The organism is Aeromicrobium sp. IC_218 (assembly GCF_004336805.1).
In the GTDB taxonomy this organism is placed as follows: Bacteria; Actinomycetota; Actinomycetes; order Propionibacteriales; family Nocardioidaceae; genus Aeromicrobium.
In genome coordinates, this window is record NZ_SJXM01000013.1 from 1 (window position 1) to 16,864 (window position 16,864).

Here is a 16,864-nt window from a genome sequence, read left to right on the forward strand (position 1 = left end):
CGCCTCCGCCGTCGGCCCCGCCCGCGTCGGGCGCCCCGGCGCTGTCGGACGTGAGGCGCCTGTGGCCCGACGTGCTGGCCAAGGTCGAGCAGCTGCGCCGCTTCACCTGGATCATGCTGAGCCAGAACGCCCAGGTGGTCGGCGTCGACGACGGCACGGTGACGATCGGCCTGGTCAACTCCGGAGCCCGTGACTCCTTCCTCAACAGCAAGTCCGACGAGGTGCTGCAGCGCGCGCTCTCCGACGTCCTGGGCGTCCAGTGGCGCGTCGACGCGGTGATCGACCCGGGCGCCACGCCCGGTGCCGGCGTGCCCGAGCCGGCCGCCGCGGCCCCCGCCGCGCCTCCGGTCGAGCGTCCGCGCGGCGTCACGGCCCCGCCCGAGGTGCACCAGGCGCTGCAGCAGGCGCCGGCCGAGGCCCCGACGGCCGCCGACATCGACGCCTCGGCCTCGCTCAACGACCCCGAGCTGGAGACCGAGAACCTCGATCCCGAGGCCCTGCTCTCGCGCGAGCTGGGAGCCGAGGTCATCGAGGAGATCCCCTCCGACCAGTGAGCGCCGTCCCCGCGGTCCGGGTCGTCCGCCGACGGCTCGACCTGACCGGCGACCCGGTCGACGTCCTGCGCCGCCTGCGCGGCCAGTCGCGGGTCGTCGCGCTGACCGGGGCGTGGGCCGCCGGCGACGTCCTGTCGTTCGACCCGCTGCGCGTGCTCGGGGCCGACGACGACCCGTTCGACCTCTGGTCCCCGGCGCTCGTCGGCGACGGCGGCGGCGACGGCGGCGGCTTCGGCGGGGGCTGGATCGGCCTGTGGGGCTACCAGCTCGGCCGCCGGCTGGAGCGCCTCGGCACGCAGCCACCGCGGCCCGTCCCGCAGCCGGACCACCGGCTCGGGTTCTACGACCGGGTGCTGCGCCACCGCGACGGACGGTGGTGGTTCGAGCAGCTCGCCGGGCTGGTCGGCGACGACGAGCAGGCCCGGCGCGAGACCGCGTTCCTCGGCGTCCTGGCCCGGCCGGCCGAGTCCCGCCCGGTGCACGTCGGGGCGATGACGATGACGCCGTCGCCGGCCGAGCACCGCGCGGGCGTGCAGCGCGTCCGCGACCACGTGGCCGCGGGCGACGTCTTCCAGGTCAACCTCACCGCGCGGCTCGAGGCGCCGTTCGAGGGCGACCCGCTCGACCTGTTCGCCCGCGGCGTCGAGGCCCTCCGGCCGGCCTACGCGGCGTTCGTCGACGCCCCGGAGGGTGCGGCGGTCAGCCTGTCGCCCGAGCTGTTCCTGCGCCGCACCGGCGACCGCGTGCTCACCAGCCCGATCAAGGGCACGGCGCCGCTCTCGGCCGACCCCGACGCGCTCGTCGCCTCGGCCAAGGACCGGGCCGAGAACGTCATGATCGTCGACCTCATGCGCAACGACCTCGGACGTGTCGCGGTGCCCGGCACCGTGCGGGTGCCGTCGCTCGTCCGGGCCGAGCGGCACGCGGTCTGGCACCTGGTCTCCGACGTCGTCGCGACCCTGCCGCGGGGCACGACGGACGGCGACCTGCTGCGCGCCACGTTCCCGCCGGGCTCCGTCACCGGCGCGCCCAAGGTGCGGGCCATGCAGCTGGTCGACGAGCTCGAGCCCACGGCCCGCGAGGCGTACACCGGCGCGATCGGGCACGCCAGCCCGGTCGCCGGGCTCGAGCTCAACGTCGCGATCCGGACGTTCGAGGTCGCCGACGGACGTGTGTGGCTCGGCGTCGGCGGCGGCATCGTGCACGACTCCGACCCGCAGGCCGAGTACGCCGAGTGCCTGGTCAAGGCCCGGCCGCTGGTCGAGGCGGTGGGCGGCACGCTGCCGCTGGACGCGCCCGCCCCCACGGGGCCGGCGCCGGTGCGGGTGGAGCCGCCGCGGCCGTGGCAGCCCGACCTCGGCCGTGGCGTCTTCGAGACGATGCTGGTGGTCGACGGCCGGGTCGCCCACCTCGAGCAGCACCTGGCCCGGCTCGCCGCGAGCGTCCGCGAGGTGCTGGGGTCGCCGGTCGGGTCCGAGGTCGAGGTCGCCGTCCGCACCCGAGCGGACGGCCTGACCGGCCGGCACCGGCTGCGCGTCGACGCCCGGCCGTCCGGCGCCGGGGTCGCCTTCACCGTGTCGTCGCAGCCGCTCGACGAGACGGCACCGGCATGGGTGCTGTCGCCGCGCGTGGTGCCTGGCGGTCTCGGGGCGCACAAGTGGGGCGACCGGTCCGCGCTGTTCGCCCACGGGTCGCCCGAGCGTGACGACCTCGTGCTCGACGCGGACGGCAGCGTCCTGGAGGCCGGGCGTGCCGCGATCGTGCTGGTGATGGACGACGGCGTCCACGTCCCGCCCCTCGACGGACGCCTGCTGCCCAGCACCACCCGGGCCCGGCTGCTCGACCGTCTCCGGCGGACGGGCGTGCCGGTCCACGAGCGGCGCCTGACGCTCGCCGACGTCGCCACCGCCCGCGAGGTGCTGGTGGCCAACGCCCTGCGTGGCGTCGTGCCGGTCGTCCAGGTCGACGGCGTCGGGCGCTGGACGCCCGGACCCCTGGCGGCCGAGCTCGCCCGGCCGGAGCAGGAGCGCCGGCTGGCCGAGGTCGAGGATCCGATCGCCGCCGGGGCGAAGGTGCTCGTCGTCGACAACTACGACTCGTTCGTCTACAACCTCGTGCAGCACGTGCGCGAGCTCGGCGCGGCCACGACCGTCGTCCGGCACGACGCCGAGCGGCTCGACGACCTGGTCGCCGACTGTCTCGCCGGCAGCTACACGCACCTGCTCGTCTCGCCCGGACCCGGTGGCCCAGCCGACGCGGGGGTGAGCGTCGAGCTCGTCCGCCGCGTCGGTCCCCACCTGCCCACCCTCGGGGTGTGCCTGGGGCACCAGGCCGTCGCCGAGGCCTACGGCGCCCGGGTGGTCCGCGCCCCCGACGTCGTGCACGGCAAGGCGTCGCTGGTGCACCACGACGGCCGCGGGGTCCACGCCGGTCTGGCCAGCCCGCTGCTCGTCGGCCGCTACCACTCGCTGGTCGTGGACGAGGCGAGCCTGCCGGCCGAGCTGGAGGTCACCAGCCGCACCGCGTCCGGGGTGGTCATGGGCCTGCGCCACCGCACGCACCCGGTCGAGGGCGTGCAGTGGCACCCGGAGTCGGTGCTGAGCCCGACCGGACGGCACGTGCTCGCCCGCTTCCTGACCGGCGACGCGGCCGGGCGGGCCTAGCGGTGGACCCCGGACGCCGCGCCGTCGAGACCCGCGAGGCCGGGTACGTCCGCGTGGGGGAGCGCCTGGTCGGTGCCGAGGGCGTCCAGCACGTGGTGCTCGAGGTCGTCCGGCACGGCTCCGACGGCGTCACGCTGCTGCTCGGCCGGCTCCACGGCGACGAGGTCCGGGAGCTCCTCCGGCGCGAGCTGGGCCCGGACGAGCCGGTCCGCGTGCGGGTGGACGTCGGTCCCACGACGTAGCCGAGCCGCCCTCCGCGGCCCCGCCCGCGTGCTAGGTTCCGCGGAACTGTGAGGAGCGTCACATGGACCTGGACCTGATCGTCAGCGGCGGCACCGTCTTCGACGGCACCGGGGCACCCGGACGTCGTGCGGACGTCGGCATCAAGGACGGTCGCGTCGTCACCGTCAGCGCCGTCCCGCTCGAGCCGGGCACCGGCACCCGGGTGGTCGACGCCACCGGACGCTGGGTCACCCCCGGCTTCGTCGACGCCCACACCCACTACGACGCCGAGCTCGTCGTCGCGCCCGGTCTGCACGAGTCGGTGCGCCACGGCGTGACCAGCGTGCTCATCGGCAACTGCTCGATCTCCGCGGTCTACTCCAGCCCGGTCGACGTCGCCGACCTGTTCAGCCGGGTCGAGGCGCTGCCGCGTCCGGCGGTGCTCGCCGCGCTCGAGGAGCGCAAGACCTGGTCGACGCCCGCGCAGTGGCGCGCGGCCCTCGAGGCGTCCCCGATGGGACCGCACGTCGCGTCGTTCCTCGGGCACTCCGACGTCCGGGGCAGCGTCATGGGCCTGGGCCGCGCGACCGACCCCGACCAGAAGGCGACCGCGGCCGACATGCGCGAGGTCGAGCGCCGGCTCGAGGAGGCGCTCGACGAGGGCTTCCTCGGCATCTCGACGATGACGAACCCGTGGGACAAGCTCGACGGCGACCGCTACCGCTCCCGGTCGCTGCCCTCGACGTACGCGTCGTGGAAGGAGTTCCGCCGCATCAGCCGCATCCTGCGCCGGCGCGGACGCGTGCTCCAGGGCGTCCCCAACCTGAACAAGAAGTACGACGTCGCGTTCTACCTGGCCACGAGCACCGGCCTCGGCCGCGAGCCGCTCAAGGTCTCGCTGCTGTCGGCCGCCGACACCAAGGCCGAGCCGTGGGTGCGCCGCATCTTCGGCCCGCTCGCGTTCCTGGCCAACCGGGTCGGCCGCGGCCGCTTCGTCTGGCAGCACCTGCCCACGACGTTCAAGGTCTGGGCCGACGGCATCGACCTGGTCGTCTTCGAGGAGTTCGGCTCGGGCCGGGAGGCGCTGCACCTGCGCGACGAGATGCGCAGCGAGCTGCTGCAGGACGAGGCGTACCGGCGCTGGTTCCGCCAGGACTTCGACAAGCGCTTCTCGCCCCGGGTCTGGCACCGCGACTTCGACGACGCCGAGATCACCGAGTGCCCGGACGCGTCCCTGGTCGGCCGCACGATCGGCGACGTCGCGCGCGAGCGGGGCGTCCACGCCGTCGACTGCTACCTGGACCTCGTGGTGGCGTACGGCACCGACCTGCGCTGGACGACCCCGATCGCCAACACCCGCGCGAAGGTGCAGGAGAAGCTGCTCACCACTCCCGGCGTCACGATCGGCTTCTCCGACGCGGGGGCGCACCTGCGCAACATGGCGTTCTACAACTTCGGCATCTGCCTGCTGCGCAAGGTCCACGAGGCCCAGCGCACGCGCAAGCCGTTCCTGAGCGTCGAGCAGGCCGTGCACAAGCTCACCGGCGAGCTCGCCGACTTCTACGGCATCGACGCGGGTCGCCTGGTCGAGGGGGCCCGGGCCGACCTGGTGGTCGTCGACCCGCGCGGCCTGGACGCGTCCGTCGACGGCTACCACGAGGCCGTCTTCGAGGAGCTGGGCGGACTCAGCCGCATGGTCAACCGCAACGACGCCGCCGTCCACGCCACGGTCGTGTCCGGCACGGTCGTGTGGGAGGCCGGCGAGTTCGCCGAGGGCTACGGCCGCGACTTCGCGACGGGCCGCTTCCTGCCCGCCGGCGAGCCCGCCCCGATGCGCAAGCGGCCGGTGGCGTCGCCCGCGCGGGTCGCGGCCGGGGCCTGACCCGCGCGGGCGTCGCTCAGCGGCGTCCGCGCGGGAGCCGGCCGGGCAGCAGTCGCCGGTCGACGTCGAGCGGCTTCGCCAGGTCGATCGTGATGAGCTCGTTGACGTCCGCGACGTCGGCCCCACGACCGCCGGTGGCCGGGAAGTTGTTGTCGTTGAGCACGGCGATCGTGTCGCGGTCGAGCAGCTCGACGTCCTCGATCGTCACGTAGGGCAGCGCGAACGTGCGGCCGTACCCGCCGACGCCGTGCGGGTCGGGCAGGTCGAGCAGGTCGACCAGCTCGCGCTTGTCCACGTAGCCGTCACGGTCGCGGTCGCGCAGGTCGACCAGGAACACCTTCTTGAACCGAGCCGCCGCCCCCGCCAGGTTGTCGCGCTCGACGACGAGCAGCTGGTGCGCGTTCACCGCGATCGCGTCGCCGATGGCGTGCTCGGGCGCCTCGAGCCGGTAGCGGTCGAAGTCCCCGGTGAAGCGGGCCCCGTGACGGCCGAGCCGGACGTCGTAGATGCGCAGGTCGGACGCGCGTCCGGCTGCCTTGTCCTCGGCGGTGCTGCCCTCGAGCATCGGCAGGAGACGTTTGCCGTCGGGCGTGATCGCCATGCCCTCGAAGCCCTTGGAGTCGGGCAGGTTCGGCGTCGCGCCGGCCAGCAGCGGGCTCGACGGGGACGTGACGCCGGGCGTCGCGACGGGCGCCTCGAGCAGGCGTCCACGCGCGTCGGTGTGCAGCAGGAACGGGCCCAGCTCGTCGCCGAACCAGAACGTCCCGTCGCCCGCGACCTGCATGGACTCGACGTCGAAGTCCCAGCCGGTCAGCACGCGGTCGGGCTCGGGGCAGGAGTAGCCGTCCGGCAGGTCGGTGGCCGCGGTGCAGCCGCCGCCGCGCCACAGCGTCCACGGCACGTGCCCGCGCGGGTCCGACAGCGTGAACCCGCCGGGCAGGACGCGCGTGCGGCCGTCGCGGCCGGGCTTCACGCGGTGCACGCGCAGCTGGAAGTCGCGGCTGTTGGCCTTGGTGCCGAAGCCGTTGTCGCTCATGGTCAGGTAGCTGCCGTCGGCCAGCGCGTGCACGCCCGAGAAGCCCTGCACGGGCTGGCCCGGGAACGGTGCGGCGGTGTTGCCGGTGAAGAAGCCGGACGGCTCGCTGCCCGGCACGAAGGTCTCGGCGGCCAGCACGGAGCGGCTGGCCAGGTGCGTGCCCCGGTCGTGGTCGTGGTGACGATCGCCCCCGGCCGAGGCGGCGGCCGGGACGAGGGTGAGCGCGAGCAGCGCGGCGGTGCCGGCTCCCAGCATGGTTCGGTTCATCGTTCCCCCTGGATGCCCGGCGCCCGGGTGGCGCCGGCGACCTCCTGAGCCAAGCGCGCGGGGGTGGCCCGGCCGTGGCCCCGGCATGACGCACCGGTGAACCCTCGACCCGCGCGGCGGCGAGGCCGGACAGACAGCGGCGGACTAGGCTGGAGGCCTATGTACGACGGCGTGATCCAGGACCTCATCGACGAGCTCGGAAGTCTGCCCGGCGTCGGCCCGAAGAGTGCGCAGCGCATCGCGTTCCACCTGCTCGACGCCGATCCCGAGGACGTCCGGCGGTTCGCCGCTGTCCTCGTGCAGGTCAAGGAGAAGGTCCACTTCTGCTCGATCTGCGGCAACGTCACCGAGGACACCGAGTGCCGCATCTGCGCGGACGCCCGCCGTGACCCGACGGTGCTGTGCGTGGTCGAGGAGAGCAAGGACATCCTGGCCATCGAGCGCACCCGTGAGTTCCGCGGCCGCTACCACGTGCTCGGCGGGGCGATCAGCCCGATCGCCGGCATCGGCCCCGACCAGCTGCGCATCCGCGAGCTGCTCCAGCGCCTGGGCGACGGCACCGTCACCGAGGTCATCATCGCCACCGACCCGAACCTCGAGGGCGAGGCCACGGCCACGTACCTGCTCCGCATGCTCGCGCCGCTCGGCGTCCGGGTCAGCAAGCTTGCCAGCGGCCTGCCCGTCGGCGGCGACCTCGAGTACGCCGACGAGGTCACGCTCGGCCGCGCCTTCGAGGGACGTCTCTCGGTCGGCGGCGCGCCGGCCGAGCCGCGTCCCTGACGTCCGCCGTCCGAGCATCCCGGCCGGTCGTCTCGCCCGGCGCGGTAGGCTTGCGGGGGCGCAACGGCGCGCCGCTCCTGACCCTCCTCACCTCTCGAGGTTTTCTGTGGGCATCGTCGTCCAGAAGTACGGTGGCTCGTCCGTCGCGGATGCAGCCAGCATCAAGCGCGTCGCCCAGCGGATCGTGGCGACGAAGAAGGCTGGCAACGACGTCGTCGTCGTGGTCTCGGCCATGGGCGACAGCACCGACGAGCTGATCGACCTGGCCAACCAGGTCTCCCCGCTGCCGCCGGGCCGCGAGCTCGACATGCTGCTCACCGCCGGCGAGCGCATCTCCATGGCGCTGCTGGCCATGGCCATCGGCAACCTCGGCCAGGAGGCCCGCTCCTTCACCGGCTCGCAGGCCGGCGTCATCACCGACGACGTCCACGGCCGCGCCAAGATCATCGACGTCACGCCCAGCCGCCTGCAGGCCGCTCTCGGGGAGGGAGCCGTGGCGATCGTCGCCGGCTTCCAGGGCGTCTCGCAGACCACGAAGGACATCACGACCCTCGGCCGAGGTGGCTCCGACACGACTGCCGTCGCCCTGGCCGCGGCGCTGAAGGCCGACGTCTGCGAGATCTACTCCGACGTCGACGGCATCTTCACCGCCGACCCCCGCATCGTCCCGAACGCCGCGCAGATCCCGCACATCTCCTACGAGGAGACGCTGGAGATGGCGGCCAACGGCGCCAAGATCCTGCACCTGCGGTGCGTCGAGTACGCCCGCCGCAACGACATGCCCATCCACGTCCGCTCCTCCTTCTCGCAGAAGGAGGGCACGTGGGTGGTTCACGCCGACCGAGTGGAGAAGCCCATGGAAGCCGCCATCATCACCGGCGTCGCGCACGACCGCAGCGAGGCCAAGATCACCGTCGTCGGCGTGCCCGACAAGGTGGGCGAGGCCGCGGCCATCTTCACGACGCTGGCCGACGCGCAGATCAACATCGACATGGTCGTGCAGAACGTGTCGGCCGCCGCGACCGGACGCACCGACATCTCCTTCACGCTGCCGCGCGCCGACGGCCAGACCGCCATGTCGGCGCTCGCCCGACTGCAGGGACAGGTCGGCTTCGAGCGTCTGCAGTACGACGACAGCGTCGGCAAGGTCTCGATCATCGGCGCCGGCATGCGCACCGAGCCCGGCATCACCGCCCGGTTCTTCCAGGCGCTCGCGGACGCCGGGGTCAACATCGAGATGATCTCCACGTCGGAGATCCGCATCTCGGTCGTCACGGCCGAGAGCAACGTCGACGAGGCCGTCCGCGCCGCCCACGCCGAGTTCGGGCTGGGCAACGACGAGGTCGAGGCCGTCGTGTACGGCGGGACCGGCCGATGAGCGGCGCGCGGATCGGCATCGTCGGCGCCACCGGACAGGTCGGCGTCGTCATGCGCCGCCTGCTCGAGGAGCGCGACTTCCCGGCCGACGAGGTGCGCTTCTTCGCCTCCTCGCGCTCGGCCGGCACCACGCTGCCCTGGAAGGGTGGCGAGATCGTCGTCGAGGACGCGTCGACGGCCGACCCGTCCGGCCTGGACATCGCCCTGTTCTCGGCCGGTGCCACGACGTCGCGTGCCCAGGCGCCGCGCTTCGCCGAGGCCGGCGTGACCGTCATCGACAACTCCTCGGCCTTCCGCAAGGACCCGGCGATCCCGCTGGTCGTCAGCGAGGTCAACCCGGACGACATCCCGGCCGGCGACGGCCCGGGCGGCCGCGGCATCATCGCGAACCCGAACTGCACGACGATGGCCGCGATGCCCGTGCTCAAGCCGCTGCACGACGAGGCCGGGCTCGTCCGGCTCGTGGTTAGCTCCTACCAGGCGGTGTCGGGCTCCGGCGTCGCCGGCGTCGAGGAGCTGCACGGCCAGGCGAAGGCGGTCGTCGACAAGGCGGACGCCCTCACGCACGACGGCTCGGCGCTCGCGTTCCCCGACCCGGTCAAGTACGTCGCCCCGATCGCGTTCAACGTCCTGCCGCTGGCCGGCTCGATCGTCGACGACGGCTCGTACGAGACCGACGAGGAGCAGAAGCTCCGCAACGAGAGCCGCAAGATCCTCGGTCTGCCCGACCTGCGGGTCGCCGGCACCTGCGTGCGCGTCCCGGTCTTCAGCGGCCACTCGCTGTCGATCAACGCCGAGTTCGAGCGCGACATCACGCCGGAGCAGGCCACCGAGATCCTCGGCTCCGCGCCCGGCGTGCGGCTCGTCGACGTCCCGACGCCGCTCCAGGCGGCCGGCACCGACCCGAGCCTGGTCGGACGCATCCGTCAGGACCAGTCGGCCCCCGGCCACAAGGGCCTCGTGCTGTTCGTGAGCGGCGACAACCTGCGCAAGGGCGCGGCGCTCAACACGATCCAGATCGCCGAGCTGCTCGTCCGCTAGCTCAGGGCTGCGGGTGGGCCTCGCGGTAGCGGACGATCTCGTCCAGCGCCGTGGGGTCCACCAGCGCGCCGCGCGCCGCCGCGTCCTCGACCGGCGTCCCGCGCAGGATCTTCTTGACCGGCACCTCGAGCTTCTTGCCCGACAGCGTCCGGGGCAGCGCGCGCACGGCGGCGACGTCGTCGGGCACGTGCCGGGGCGACAGCCGTGAGCGCAGCGCCGTGGCGATGTCGCGCCGCACGTCGTCGTCGAACGTCGCCCCCTCCGCCATGACGACGAACAGGATCAGCCGTCCGGCCCCGCCCTCGGCGTCCTCGAGGTGCACCACCAGGCTGTCGGCCACCTCGGGCAGCGACTCCACGACGCCGTAGAACTCGGCGGTGCCCAGCCGGACGCCACCGCGGTTGAGCGTCGCGTCGCTGCGCCCGGACACCACGCAGGTGCCGTCCTCGGTGAGCGTGATCCAGTCGCCGTGCCGCCAGACGCCGGGGAAGTCCTCGAAGTAGGCGGCGCGGTAGCGCGAGCCGTCCTCGTCGCCCCAGAAGCCGACCGGCATGGACGGCATCGGCCGCGTCACCACGAGCTCGCCGAGCTCACCCACGACCGGCTCTCCGGCCAGGTCGTACGCCTGGACGGCCGCGCCGAGCGCGCGGCACGAGATCTCGCCGGCGACGACCGGCACGTCCGGGGCGCCGCCCACGAACGCCGAGCACACGTCGGTGCCGCCGGAGATCGAGACGAGCTGCACGTCCTGGCCGGGCGGCACGACCGCGTCGTACACCCAGCGGAAGCCCTCGGCGGGCAGCGGAGCGCCGGTGGAGCCGATCGCCCGCAGCGACGACAGGTCGGCCTCCTCGCGCGGCACGAGACCGGCCTTGCGGCACTGGAGCAGGTACGGGGCGCTGGTGCCGAAGTAGGTGAGCCGCTCCTGCTCGACGATCCGCCACAGCGCGCCGAGGTCGGGGTACGCGGGGTCGCCGTCGAGCATGACGATCGTGGCGCCGACGCCGAGGGCCGAGACGAGGTAGTTCCACATCATCCAGCCGGTGGTGGAGAACCAGAAGAAGCGGTCGCCGGAGCCGACGTCGTTCTGCAGGGCGAAGCACTTGAGGTGCTCCAGCGTGATGCCGCCGTGGCCGTGGACGATCGGCTTGGGCAGGCCCGTCGTGCCCGAGCTGAACAGCACGTAGAGCGGGTGGTCGAACGGCGCGCGGTCGAAGGCGAGGTCGGCGGGCTCGCCCAGCAGCTCGTCCCACGTCGTCGCGCCCTCCGGAGCCGGCGCGTCGGGGTCGAGGTACGGCAGGTGGACGAGCGTGCGGACGCTGGGCAGCGCGGCCCGTACCTGCTCGACCTCGGCCCGCCGGTCGATCGGCTTCTCGCCGTACCGGTAGCCGTCGACGGCCAGCAGCACGACCGGCTCGACCTGGCGCCAGCGGTCGACGACGCTCTGGGTGCCGAACTCCGGCGCGCACGAGGTGAAGACGGCGCCGAGGCTCGCCGCGGCGAGCAGCAGGACGAGCGTCTCGGGCACGTTCGGCGCGTACGCCGCAACCCGGTCGCCGCGCCCGACCCCGGCGCGGACGAGACCGGCCCGGGCCCGCGCCACCTGGTCGCGCAGCTCGGCCGCGGTCAGCCGGACGTCGTCGCGGCTCTGCGAGCGTCCGACCACAACGACGTCGTCGTCGGCGCGGCCGGGGAGGCGCAGCATCGCCTCGGCGTAGCTCAGGCGGACCTCCGGGAACCAGCGCGCCCCGGGCATCGCGTCATCGGCGAGCGCGACCGTCGGCCCGGCGTCCGACGGAATGTCGACAAAGCGCCACACGGCGAGCCAGAAGGCGTCGAGGTCGTCCACCGACCAGCGCCACAGGCTCTCGTAGTCGTCGAAGCGGTGGCCGAGGCAGGCGAGCTCGTCGCGAAAGTCGTCGAGCCGGGTGCGGCGGCCGGACGGCCGCCAGAGGACCTCGCTCACGCCTGGTCCTTGATCCGTCCGAGACTCAGCAGCCAGGCCGCGAGCGCGGTCCCCCCCGCGCCGAGCGCCGGCAGCAGCAGCCAGGCCCACGCGGTGGCCACGGGGTCGAGGAAGAACGCGAGGACGGCCATCAGCACCAGCAGCACGGCGGTCACCACGGTGGCGCGCGGCTGGGGCACGCGCAGCGCACGGAGGGCGAGCTCGCCCAGGGCGACCGCGGCCAGGCAGAGCAGCACGAGCGCCAGGGACCCCCAACGTCCACCACCGGTGGAGACGCCGCGGGTGGCCGAGAACAGCTCCCGCACGCCGGCTCCAGCGGCGGTGACCAGCAGCCCCAGCACGAGCCCCACGACCGCGGCCCAGACGACGTCCGGCCAGGCGGGCAGCCGCCAGCCACGGGCCCGGGACGACCCGGCGGCGAGGGCGCGGCGGGCCAGCGCTCCGGTGCTCCGCCCGGTGGTGGCGGTACGCGACGCGACGCGCTGCCACCGGGACGGGCCCGCCGGCTCGGCCGGCTCGGGAGGAGCCGTCGGCTCGACCGGGGTCAGCGGGGCCGGGGCGACGACGGTGGACGAGGCCCGCTCGCCGGGGGCGTCGTCACCAGGCAGGACGACGGGCTTGCGGACGACCCGTCGGACGACCTTGCGGGTCGGAGGGGTCTCGCTCATGCAGGCGAGTGTGTCACAGCACACGTCACCCCTCACGGTGTGCTCGCGGAACGACGAAGGGCCCCTGCCTCGCGGCAGGAGCCCTTCAGTGGGTCGGGGTGACAGGATTTGAACCTGCGGCCTCGTCGTCCCGAACGACGCGCGCTACCAAGCTGCGCCACACCCCGGTGGTCGATCCCGGTGACCCGTGATCACGACCTCGACGAGTCTACAGCAGTCAGGGTGAGGAGGGTCGCCTCGGGTCGGCATGCGAGCCGGACGGGGGCGTAGGGGGACGTCCCGAGGCCGGCCGAGACGTGGAGCCAGGACGAGTCCGCGCCGTCCACGTGGTGGCGGTGCAGGCCCCGGGCCCGGGCGCGGTCCAGGTCGCAGTTGGTCACCAGCGCGCCGTAGCCGGGCACGCGCAGCTGGCCGCCGTGGGTGTGCCCGGCGATGATCAGCGGGTAGCCCGACGACGTCCAGCGGTCGAGCACGCGCAGGTACGGCGCGTGGACGACACCGACGGCCAGGTCGGCGGTGCGGTCGGCCGGGACGTCGTCCAGCTCGTCGTAGCCCAGGTGCGGGTCGTCGGCGCCGACGAACGACAGCCGGCGTCCGGCCACCTCCAGGTCGGCGCGCCGGTTCGTCAGGTCGGTCCAGCCGCGGGCGGTGAAGGCGTCACGCAGCTCGCGCCACGGCAGGTCCTTCTCGCGCGGACGCGGGCCGCCGGTGCCGCCGCGCAGGTACATGAACGGGTTCGGCGGCACGGGGGAGTAGTAGTCGTTGGAGCCGAACACGAAGACGCCCGGGACGTCCAGCAGGTCGCCGTAGGCGTCCAGCACGGCCGGGACGGCCGCGCGGTGCGACAGGTTGTCACCGGTCGAGACGACGAGGTCGGGCTCGAGCGACGCGAGCCCGCGCAGCCAGTCCTGCTTCACGCGCTGGCCCGGCGTCATGTGGGTGTCGGACAGGTGCAGGACGCGCAGCGGGTCCGAGCCGGCGGGGAGCACGGGCACGTCGGCCCGGCGCAGGACGAACGAGCGCGTCTCGAGCACCGACCAGGCCAGGACGCCGCCGGCCACCGCGAGCGGCCACAGCAGGGGACGAGCAGACATGCGGCCAGCCAACCACAGCGACCGTCGCGACGCCCGTGCGTGGGTGGGGTGGGAGACTGGCGGCATGTCTGCGCTCAAGGACCGGCTCCGCTCCGACCTCACCACCGCCATGAAGGCGCGCGACCAGCTGCGCTCGTCCGTCATCCGCATGGCGCTGGCGGCCGTCACCAACGCCGAGGTCGCCGGCAAGCAGGCCCGCGAGCTCAGCGACGACGACGTGCTCGCCGTGCTGACGTCCGAGGCGAAGAAGCGCAAGGAGTCCGCCCAGGCCTTCGACGAGGGCAATCGCCCCGAGCTGGCCGACAAGGAGCGCGCCGAGGCGGCGATCCTGGCCGACTACCTGCCCGAGCAGCTCAGCGAGGACGAGGTGCGCGCCCTGGTGACCGCCGCGGTCGAGCAGACCGGTGCCGCGGCCGAGGGCATGAAGGCCATGGGCAAGGTCATGGGCGTGCTCACGCCGCAGACCCGCGGCCGGGCCGACGGCGGCTTCGTGGCCGCCGAGGTCAAGCGCCAGCTCGGCGCCTAGCGCCCCACGCACGACGAGGCCCCCGGGACACCGTCCCGGGGGCCTCGTGCGTGGGGCGTGGCTCAGTCGTCGTCGCGGTCACGGCCGCGGTTGCCGCGGTTGCCCCGGTCGTCGTTGCCGCCGTTGTTGTTGCCGCTGCTGGAGCGCTGCGGGGCGGGGTTGGCCGGCTGGCGCTGCGGCGGGCTGTCGAAGCTCTTGCCGTCCAGCTCGTCCTGGATGACCTGCATGGCCTTGGCCCACATCGGACCGGCCAGCGAGGAACCGCCGGCGGCGCTGAAGCTGATCGGCGAGCCCTTGATGGTCTTGCCGACCAGCGAGGCCGGACGGCCCGACTTCGTGACGCCGGAGATCATCGACGCGGTCGCCAGCTCGGGCGTGTAGCCCATGTACCAGACCGACTGCGCGCTGTTGGTCGTACCGGTCTTGGCCGCCGACGGGATGCGCAGGCCGGTGCCGTTGGAGTAGCCGAAGCCGCCGGGCTCCTGGACGCCGCGCAGGATGTCGTTGACCTGGGCCGCGACCTCCTTGCTCATCACCCGCTTGCAGGTGGGCTCGTACTCCTTGACCGTCTTGCCCGTGCGGTCGACGATCTCGGCCACCGGCAGCGGCTCGCAGTACTCGCCACCCGACGCCGCCGACGCGTACGCGGCGGCCAGGTCGGTCGGGCTGATGTAGGTGACGCCCAGCGTGAACGGGCCGACCTCGTCGTTCTCCGGCACGTTGATGCCCATCGAGCGGGCGGTCTTCACGACGTTGCACAGGCCGGCGTCGCGCTCGAGCTGGGAGTAGTAGGTGTTCACCGACTGGCGCAGGCCGCGGTACATGTTGAACGTGCCCGCACCGGTGGAGTTCTTGAGCTTCCACTCACCGACGCCGCCGTCGTTGCAGGCCGTGTAGCTGCCGGCCGGCATCGTCATGGTCTGCGGCGAGCTGTACGTCTTGCCGACGCCGATGCCCTTCTTGAGCGCCGCGACGGTGGTGAAGAACTTGAACGTCGACCCGCCCTGGAAGCCGCCGGAGTCGCCGTACTTCGTCGGCACGGCGAAGTTGATGTAGGACTGGCCCTCCTTGAGGTCCGAGCCCATCGGCCGCGACTGCGCGACGGCGCGGACGTTGCCGGTGCCGGGCTCGATCAGCGCCAGCGCGCCGATGACGCCGTCCTTGGGGTTGATCGTGCTGGAGACCGCCTTGTTGGCCGCCTTCTGCATCGACAGGTCGATCGTCGTCTTGATCGTCAGGCCGCCCTGCTCGAGCCGGGCGCGGCGCTCGTCGACCGTCTTGCCCAGGCTCTCGTCGGCCATGAGGTAGCGGCGCACGAAGTCGCACGAGAAGGACGCGTCGGAGTCGACGCAGCCGTTCGGGAACGAGGTCAGGTTGAGGTTCAGCCCGCCCGCCTGGAAGGCGCGCGCCTGCTCGTCGGGGACGAAGCCGTAGCGGGCCATGACCGCCAGCACCGTGTTGCGGCGCTGCAGCGCGCGCTCGGGGTAGGTGCGCGGGTTGTACTGGTTCGGGTTCTTCACCAGGCCGGCGAGCGTGGCCGCCTGCGCCGGGTTGAGGTCCTTGGGCGCCACCGAGAAGTAGTGGCGGGCCGCGGCCGAGACGCCGTAGGCGCCGTCGCCGAAGTAGGCGATGTTGAGGTAGCGCTCGAGGATCTCGTCCTTCGTGTACTTCTCCTCGTACGCGATCGCGTGCTTGAGCTCGCGGATCTTGCGGCTGGCCGACTTCTCGGTGGCCGCCTTGCGCTCCTCGGCCGTCGTGGCGTTCTGCACCTGGATCAGCTTCACCAGCTGCTGGGTGATCGTGGAGCCGCCCTGGGTGTTGCCGTCGGAGGCGTTGTTGACGAGCGCGCGCAGGGTGCCCTTGAGGTCGAGCGCGCCGTGCTCGTAGAAACGGACGTCCTCGATCGCGAGGATCGCGTTCTTCATGTTGTCGTTGATCTGGTCGAGCGGGACGTCGCTGCGGTTCTGCTCGTAGAAGTACGCGATCAGCTTGCCGTCGGTGTCGACGACCTTCGTGGTCTGCGGGTTCGGGTTCTCCTCGAGCGCCAGCGGCAGCTCGAGCGCGCGCTGCGCGACGTCGTTGCCGGTGATGGCCACGAACGTGGTCGCGGGGATGAGCAGCGCCGCCACGAGGATGCCCGCGAGGACGCTGAGCCGGGCCATCGCACCGGCGACGCTCCGCTTGGAGCGCTTCTCCTGCGGCTGGAGGGCGGACGACATCAGGTCGCGCATGGAGTCCCAGGGCATGGGGTCAGGGTACGTGGTCCGGCACAGGCTCCGAGGGACGCCGCCGGGCAGGTCGGGGGCCCGTCCCGGACCAGAACGTCCAGAAATGGCCCGAAAGGACTATGCAAGATCATCCGCCGGGGGCTCACCGAAACAATGAGAAGTTTCTTAACGTTTTCTCACTAGCAGGAACGGCCCTGGCACCCAGGGCTTCTCGGGGAAAGGCAAGACCTGTATGTGGAACGAGAACTGGGCGGCGCAAGCCGCGTGCCGCGGCGGATCGGACGCTCTGTTCGTCCGTGGCGCCGAGCAGAACCGCGCCAAGATGATCTGTGGAGCCTGCGAGGTCAAGGCCGAGTGCCTGGCCGAGGCCCTGGACAACCGCATCGAGTGGGGCGTGTGGGGTGGCATGACCGAGCGTGAGCGCCGGGCGCTGCTCCGTCGCCGTCCCGACGTCGCCACCTGGCGCACGGTGCTCGAGAGCAGCACCGCCACCACCTCGGCCTGACGCGCTAGGCGCGGCCGGCCAGCAGGTCGCCGACGATCCGCAGTCCGTCGAGGTC

At 73.1% G+C, this 16,864-nt stretch carries 13 protein-coding genes, 1 tRNA gene and 1 pseudogene; 9 read left to right on the forward strand and 6 right to left on the reverse strand.

Annotated elements, in window-relative coordinates:
• From E0W78_RS13315 to E0W78_RS13330, 4 genes and pseudogenes are all read left to right on the forward strand, one after another.
• Positions 1–554, forward strand: a pseudogene (locus E0W78_RS13315) (DNA polymerase III subunit gamma/tau); the annotation flags it as partial.
• Positions 551–3,217 carry an aminodeoxychorismate synthase component I gene (locus E0W78_RS13320; protein ID WP_207392765.1) on the forward strand — a complete coding sequence of 889 codons (2,667 nt, stop codon included), beginning with the start codon at positions 551–553 and terminating at the stop codon, positions 3,215–3,217. The pseudogene E0W78_RS13315 and the gene E0W78_RS13320, both read left to right, overlap by 4 nt.
• A 2-nt stretch (positions 3,218–3,219) precedes the next feature.
• Complete coding sequence (locus tag E0W78_RS13325; RefSeq protein ID WP_131404441.1) at positions 3,220–3,459, forward strand: hypothetical protein; 240 nt, start codon at positions 3,220–3,222, stop codon at positions 3,457–3,459.
• Positions 3,460–3,521: 62 nt separating this feature from the next.
• A complete protein-coding gene (locus tag E0W78_RS13330) occupies positions 3,522–5,321 on the forward strand; it encodes an amidohydrolase family protein (RefSeq protein WP_131404442.1) in 1,800 nt (599 codons plus the stop codon).
• 16 nt (positions 5,322–5,337) lie between these two features.
• On the opposite strand, the gene E0W78_RS13335 is transcribed toward E0W78_RS13330, so the two are convergent.
• Positions 5,338–6,624: an esterase-like activity of phytase family protein gene (locus E0W78_RS13335; RefSeq protein WP_131404443.1), complete on the reverse strand. Its 1,287-nt coding sequence runs from the start codon at positions 6,622–6,624 to the stop codon at positions 5,338–5,340.
• A gap of 159 nt (positions 6,625–6,783) precedes the next feature.
• Here E0W78_RS13335 and recR point away from each other — a divergent pair, with 159 nt between their 5' ends.
• From recR to E0W78_RS13350, 3 genes are all read left to right on the forward strand, one after another.
• Positions 6,784–7,404, forward strand: a complete 621-nt coding sequence (gene recR / locus E0W78_RS13340) for a recombination mediator RecR (RefSeq protein ID WP_131404444.1) — start codon at positions 6,784–6,786, stop codon at positions 7,402–7,404.
• A 106-nt stretch (positions 7,405–7,510) separates the two neighbouring features.
• Entirely contained in the window at positions 7,511–8,782 is a 1,272-nt protein-coding gene (locus E0W78_RS13345) for an aspartate kinase (protein ID WP_131404445.1), read from the forward strand.
• Positions 8,779–9,822 carry an aspartate-semialdehyde dehydrogenase gene (locus E0W78_RS13350; protein WP_131404446.1) on the forward strand — a complete coding sequence of 348 codons (1,044 nt, stop codon included), beginning with the start codon at positions 8,779–8,781 and terminating at the stop codon, positions 9,820–9,822. Before E0W78_RS13345 ends, E0W78_RS13350 begins: the two co-directional genes overlap by 4 nt.
• A gap of 1 nt (position 9,823) precedes the next feature.
• On the opposite strand, the gene E0W78_RS13355 is transcribed toward E0W78_RS13350, so the two are convergent.
• From E0W78_RS13355 to E0W78_RS13370, 4 genes are all read right to left on the reverse strand, one after another.
• Positions 9,824–11,788 carry an acetoacetate--CoA ligase gene (locus tag E0W78_RS13355; RefSeq protein WP_131404447.1) on the reverse strand — a complete coding sequence of 655 codons (1,965 nt, stop codon included), beginning with the start codon at positions 11,786–11,788 and terminating at the stop codon, positions 9,824–9,826.
• Entirely contained in the window at positions 11,785–12,456 is a 672-nt protein-coding gene (locus tag E0W78_RS13360) for a hypothetical protein (protein WP_131404448.1), read from the reverse strand. Before E0W78_RS13360 ends, E0W78_RS13355 begins: the two co-directional genes overlap by 4 nt.
• Before the next feature lie 93 nt (positions 12,457–12,549).
• Positions 12,550–12,623, reverse strand: a tRNA-Pro gene (locus E0W78_RS13365).
• A 24-nt stretch (positions 12,624–12,647) separates the two neighbouring features.
• On the reverse strand, positions 12,648–13,550 hold the full coding sequence (locus E0W78_RS13370) for a metallophosphoesterase (protein ID WP_131404449.1): 903 nt from the start codon (positions 13,548–13,550) through the stop codon (positions 12,648–12,650).
• A gap of 64 nt (positions 13,551–13,614) precedes the next feature.
• Here E0W78_RS13370 and E0W78_RS13375 point away from each other — a divergent pair, with 64 nt between their 5' ends.
• Positions 13,615–14,076 carry a GatB/YqeY domain-containing protein gene (locus E0W78_RS13375; RefSeq protein ID WP_131404450.1) on the forward strand — a complete coding sequence of 154 codons (462 nt, stop codon included), beginning with the start codon at positions 13,615–13,617 and terminating at the stop codon, positions 14,074–14,076.
• A 62-nt stretch (positions 14,077–14,138) separates the two neighbouring features.
• On the opposite strand, the gene E0W78_RS13380 is transcribed toward E0W78_RS13375, so the two are convergent.
• Entirely contained in the window at positions 14,139–16,322 is a 2,184-nt protein-coding gene (locus tag E0W78_RS13380; RefSeq protein ID WP_131404451.1) for a transglycosylase domain-containing protein, read from the reverse strand.
• Positions 16,323–16,536: 214 nt separating this feature from the next.
• Between E0W78_RS13380 and E0W78_RS13385 the strand changes: the two genes are divergently transcribed.
• Positions 16,537–16,809 (forward strand): WhiB family transcriptional regulator, encoded by a 273-nt coding sequence (locus tag E0W78_RS13385; protein WP_131404452.1) that lies wholly within the window; start codon positions 16,537–16,539, stop codon positions 16,807–16,809.
• Positions 16,810–16,864 lie beyond the last annotated feature (55 nt).

Bases quoted from the DNA above. Each gene is read 5' to 3' on its own strand.
- E0W78_RS13330 (WP_131404442.1), top strand. From the start codon at position 3,522: ATGGACCTGGACCTGATCGTCAGCGGCGGCACCGTCTTCGACGGCACC.
- E0W78_RS13335 (WP_131404443.1), bottom strand. From the start codon at position 6,624: ATGAACCGAACCATGCTGGGAGCCGGCACCGCCGCGCTGCTCGCGCTC.
- E0W78_RS13385 (WP_131404452.1), top strand. From the start codon at position 16,537: ATGTGGAACGAGAACTGGGCGGCGCAAGCCGCGTGCCGCGGCGGATCG.
- E0W78_RS13380 (WP_131404451.1), bottom strand. From the start codon at position 16,322: ATGCCCTGGGACTCCATGCGCGACCTGATGTCGTCCGCCCTCCAGCCG.
- recR (WP_131404444.1), top strand. From the start codon at position 6,784: ATGTACGACGGCGTGATCCAGGACCTCATCGACGAGCTCGGAAGTCTG.
- E0W78_RS13350 (WP_131404446.1), top strand. From the start codon at position 8,779: ATGAGCGGCGCGCGGATCGGCATCGTCGGCGCCACCGGACAGGTCGGC.
- E0W78_RS13360 (WP_131404448.1), bottom strand. From the start codon at position 12,456: ATGAGCGAGACCCCTCCGACCCGCAAGGTCGTCCGACGGGTCGTCCGC.
- E0W78_RS13370 (WP_131404449.1), bottom strand. From the start codon at position 13,550: ATGTCTGCTCGTCCCCTGCTGTGGCCGCTCGCGGTGGCCGGCGGCGTC.
- E0W78_RS13375 (WP_131404450.1), top strand. From the start codon at position 13,615: ATGTCTGCGCTCAAGGACCGGCTCCGCTCCGACCTCACCACCGCCATG.